Raw genomic sequence first — 3,628 nt, forward strand, 5'->3', positions numbered from 1 at the left:
CCTGTTCAATGCGGTGCCGGAGTTGGTGAAGGCGCTGTAAGGCGCACCGGCAGGAGTGAAGGCGCCCCTTGCGGCGCCTTTTTCTCGCGATCCATCGGAGACAACCAGATGACTTACCGAGCCCCCGTGCGCGACATGCTGTTCTGCATGCAGGAGCTGGCCGGCCTGCAGGCGCTGTCGCAACTGCCCGGCTTCGAAGAAGCCGGCATCGACACCGCCCAGGCCGTGCTGGAGGAATGTGCCCGCTTCAACGAGAACGTCGTGGCGCCACTCAACTGGGAAGGCGACAAGCATCCCTCGTCCTGGAAGGACGGCCAGGTGACCACCACGCCGGGCTTCAGGCAGGCCTTCCGCCAGTTCGGCGAAGGCGGCTGGCAGGGCTTGCAGCATCCGGTTGAATTCGGCGGCCAAGGCCTGCCCAAGACCATCGGCGCGGCCTGCATCGAGATGATCAACAGCGCCAACCTCAGCTTCGCGCTGTGCCCGCTGCTGACCGACGGCGCCATCGAGGCGCTGCTGACCGCCGGCACCGACGAGCAGAAGGCGCTGTACCTGCCCAGGATGATCGACGGCAGCTGGACCGGCACGATGAACCTCACCGAGCCCCAGGCGGGTTCCGATCTGGCGGCGGTGCGCACCCGCGCCGAGCCTCAGCCCGATGGCACCTACAAGATCTTCGGCACCAAGATCTACATCACCTTCGGCGAGCACGACATGGCGGACAACATCGTCCACCTGGTGCTGGCCCGCGTGACCGGTGCGCCGGAGGGCGTCAAGGGCATCTCGCTCTTCATCGTCCCCAAGTTCCTGGTGAATGCCGACGGCTCGCTGGGCGCGCGCAACGACGTGCACTGCGTGAGCATCGAGCACAAGCTCGGCATCAAGGCCAGCCCCACCGCCGTGCTGCAGTACGGCGACCATGGCGGCGCCATCGGCACGCTGGTGGGCGAGGAAAACCGCGGCCTCGAGTACATGTTCATCATGATGAACGCCGCCCGTTTTGCCGTCGGCACGCAAGGCATCGCGCTGGCGGAGCGGGCCTACCAGAAGGCCGTGGCCTACGCCCGCGAGCGCGTGCAGTCGCGGCCGGTGGATGGCTCCATGCGCACGGCCGCCCCCATCATCCACCACCCCGACGTCAAGCGCATGCTGATGACGATGCGGGCCTGCACCGAGGGATGCCGCGCGATGGCGCTGACCGCCGCCGCCGCCTACGACGCTGCTCATGCCCATCCGGACGCCGAAGTGCGGCAACAGAACCAGGCCTTCTATGAATTCATGGTGCCGCTGGTCAAGGGCTACAGCACCGAGATGAGCATCGACGTGGCAAGCCTGGGCGTGCAGGTGCATGGCGGCATGGGCTTCATCGAGGAAACCGGCGCGGCCCAGTACTACCGCGACGCCAAGATCCTGACCATCTATGAGGGCACCACGGCCATCCAGGCCAACGACCTTGTCGGCCGCAAGACGGCACGGGATGGCGGCGCCACGGCACGTGCCATCGCCGCGCGCATCGAGCAGACCGAGCAGGCCCTGGCCGCCAGCGGCAGCGTGCACGCTGGCGCGGTGCGGCAGCACCTGCAGGCAGGGCGCGAGGCTTTCCTGCGGGTGGTCGACTTCGTGGTCCAGCAGGCCAAGGCCGATCCCAACGCCGTGTTTGCGGGGTCCGTGCCGTACCTCATGCTGGCGGGCAACCTGGTGGCGGGCTGGCAGCTGGCGCGTTCACTGCTGGTGGCCGAGGAACGCCTGGCCGCCGGCGTCGACGAGCCGTTCATGGCGGCCAAGATCATCACCAGTCGGTTCTATGCCGACCACATCCTGTCCAAGGTGCCCGGCGTGTGTCACAGCATCGTCGAAGGCAGCGAGGGCGTCACCCACATGGCTCTGGAGGCCTTCTGATGGCATTGCCCCCCGTACTTGCGAACCTGCCCTTGCCCATCATCGGTTCGCCGCTGTTCATCGTCAGCAATCCGAAGCTCGTCATCGAGCAGTGCAAGGCAGGCGTGGTGGGCTCGATGCCAGCGCTCAATGCACGCCCGGCGTCGCAGCTGGAAGACTGGCTGGCCGAGATCACCGAGACGCTGGCCGCCCACGACCGCGCGCATCCGGAAGCCAAGGCCGCACCCTTTGCCATCAACCAGATCGTGCACAAGAGCAATGACCGGCTCGAGCACGACATGGAGGTCTGCGCCCGCTACAAGGTGCCCATCGTGATCACGTCGCTGGGCGCGCGCACCGACGTGAACGAAGCCGTCCACGCCTGGGGCGGCGTGGTGCTGCACGACATCATCAACAACACCTTCGCCCACAAGGCGATCGAGAAGGGCGCCGACGGTCTCATCGCCGTGGCGGCCGGCGCGGGCGGCCACGCCGGCGTGAAGAGCCCGTTTGCGCTCATCCAGGAGATCCGCGAGTGGTTCGATGGCCCGATCGCTTTGTCCGGCTCCATCGCCACCGGCGCTGCGGTGCTGGCCGCCCAGGCCATGGGCGCCGATTTCGCCTACATCGGCAGCGCCTTCATCGCCACCGAAGAAGCCCGTGCCAGTGACGACTACAAGCAGGCCATCGTGGACGGCGCCTCGGATGACATCGTCTACTCCAACCTGTTCACTGGCGTGCATGGCAACTACCTGAAGCGCTCCATCGTCAGCGCCGGGCTCGACCCCGACAACCTGCCGGTCAGCGATCCCAGCAAGATGAGCTTCGGTGGCGATGGCGCCAAGAAGGCCTGGAAGGACATCTGGGGTTCGGGCCAGGGCATCGGGGCCGTCAAGCAGGTGCTGCCTGCACGCGAACTGGTGGCCCGCCTTCAGCGCGAGTATGTCGAGGCGCGCACACGGCTGTCTCTCGCCTGAAGACTCAGTCTCGTCGTCGGCCGGCGGCGATGTAGATCGAACCGGCCCACAGCGACTGCTCCTCCACCTCGCAGAGGTAGGGCCGCAACAGATCCCACGGGCACGCCAGCCCTTCCAGGCAAGTCGTCGAATACATCGCCGCCGACCAGACGAAGAGATTGGCTGGCACCGCCCACAAAGGCGCCCATTGCAGCCCCGCGGCCACCACCCGGCCCCCCGGTTTCACCTGCGACATCAGCCACTGCACTGCACGCGGATTGCGAAGCACGTCGTGCGTGAAGTGGAACAGCATGGCGTCGACCGGGGCGATGCCGGAGAAGTCCGCCAGTTCGGCAACCGACTGCTGCAGTTCGATCCAGGGCATGCGCATGCCCACGACGCGGGCGCGCGCCCTGGACAGCATGCCCGGCGAGGGTTCCACGCCGAGCACACGGCCGCGTGGGCCCACGGCCGCTCCCAGCAGCGGCAGGCTCAAGCCGGTGCCACAGCCCACATCCACCACCGATTGCCCGGGGCCGATCGCAAGTTGCTCGATCGCCGCACGGCGGACAGGCTCAAAAGCTGCGAGCTCCCAGTCATAGCGCCCGGCGCGCTCCTCATACTGGGCCATCGCCGCATCGGCATCAGGACCATGGGGAAGTGCAGCGTGGTTCGCCTCAGGTTTGACCATCGTCCGATTCTGGGCCCTGGCCTGTGACGCGCCACCTGCAAACATCAACCACGCAAAAAGTTGACCACCTCCAAAATCCCATGCTATAGTGCAAGGCTTCGCT

Annotated in this window: 3 protein-coding genes; 2 read left to right on the forward strand and 1 reads right to left on the reverse strand. The window is 66.7% G+C overall.

The window, feature by feature from the left end; genetic code table 11:
• Positions 1–108: 108 nt before the first annotated feature.
• Positions 109–1,899 (forward strand): acyl-CoA dehydrogenase, encoded by a 1,791-nt coding sequence (locus VO99_RS27350; RefSeq protein WP_046116134.1) that lies wholly within the window; start codon positions 109–111, stop codon positions 1,897–1,899.
• Positions 1,899–2,855: an NAD(P)H-dependent flavin oxidoreductase gene (locus VO99_RS27355; RefSeq protein ID WP_046116135.1), complete on the forward strand. Its 957-nt coding sequence runs from the start codon at positions 1,899–1,901 to the stop codon at positions 2,853–2,855. The genes VO99_RS27350 and VO99_RS27355 overlap by 1 nt, the downstream gene beginning before the upstream one ends.
• 4 nt (positions 2,856–2,859) lie before the next feature.
• Here VO99_RS27355 and VO99_RS27360 read toward each other — a convergent pair whose 3' ends face one another.
• Positions 2,860–3,525 carry a class I SAM-dependent methyltransferase gene (locus VO99_RS27360; protein ID WP_198157104.1) on the reverse strand — a complete coding sequence of 222 codons (666 nt, stop codon included), beginning with the start codon at positions 3,523–3,525 and terminating at the stop codon, positions 2,860–2,862.
• Positions 3,526–3,628 lie beyond the last annotated feature (103 nt).

This window comes from Aquincola tertiaricarbonis (assembly GCF_000969605.1).
In the GTDB taxonomy this organism is placed as follows: Bacteria; Pseudomonadota; Gammaproteobacteria; order Burkholderiales; family Burkholderiaceae_C; genus Aquincola; species Aquincola tertiaricarbonis.

Bases quoted from the DNA above. Each gene is read 5' to 3' on its own strand.
- VO99_RS27350 (WP_046116134.1), top strand. From the start codon at position 109: ATGACTTACCGAGCCCCCGTGCGCGACATGCTGTTCTGCATGCAGGAG.
- VO99_RS27355 (WP_046116135.1), top strand. From the start codon at position 1,899: ATGGCATTGCCCCCCGTACTTGCGAACCTGCCCTTGCCCATCATCGGT.
- VO99_RS27360 (WP_198157104.1), bottom strand. From the start codon at position 3,525: ATGGTCAAACCTGAGGCGAACCACGCTGCACTTCCCCATGGTCCTGAT.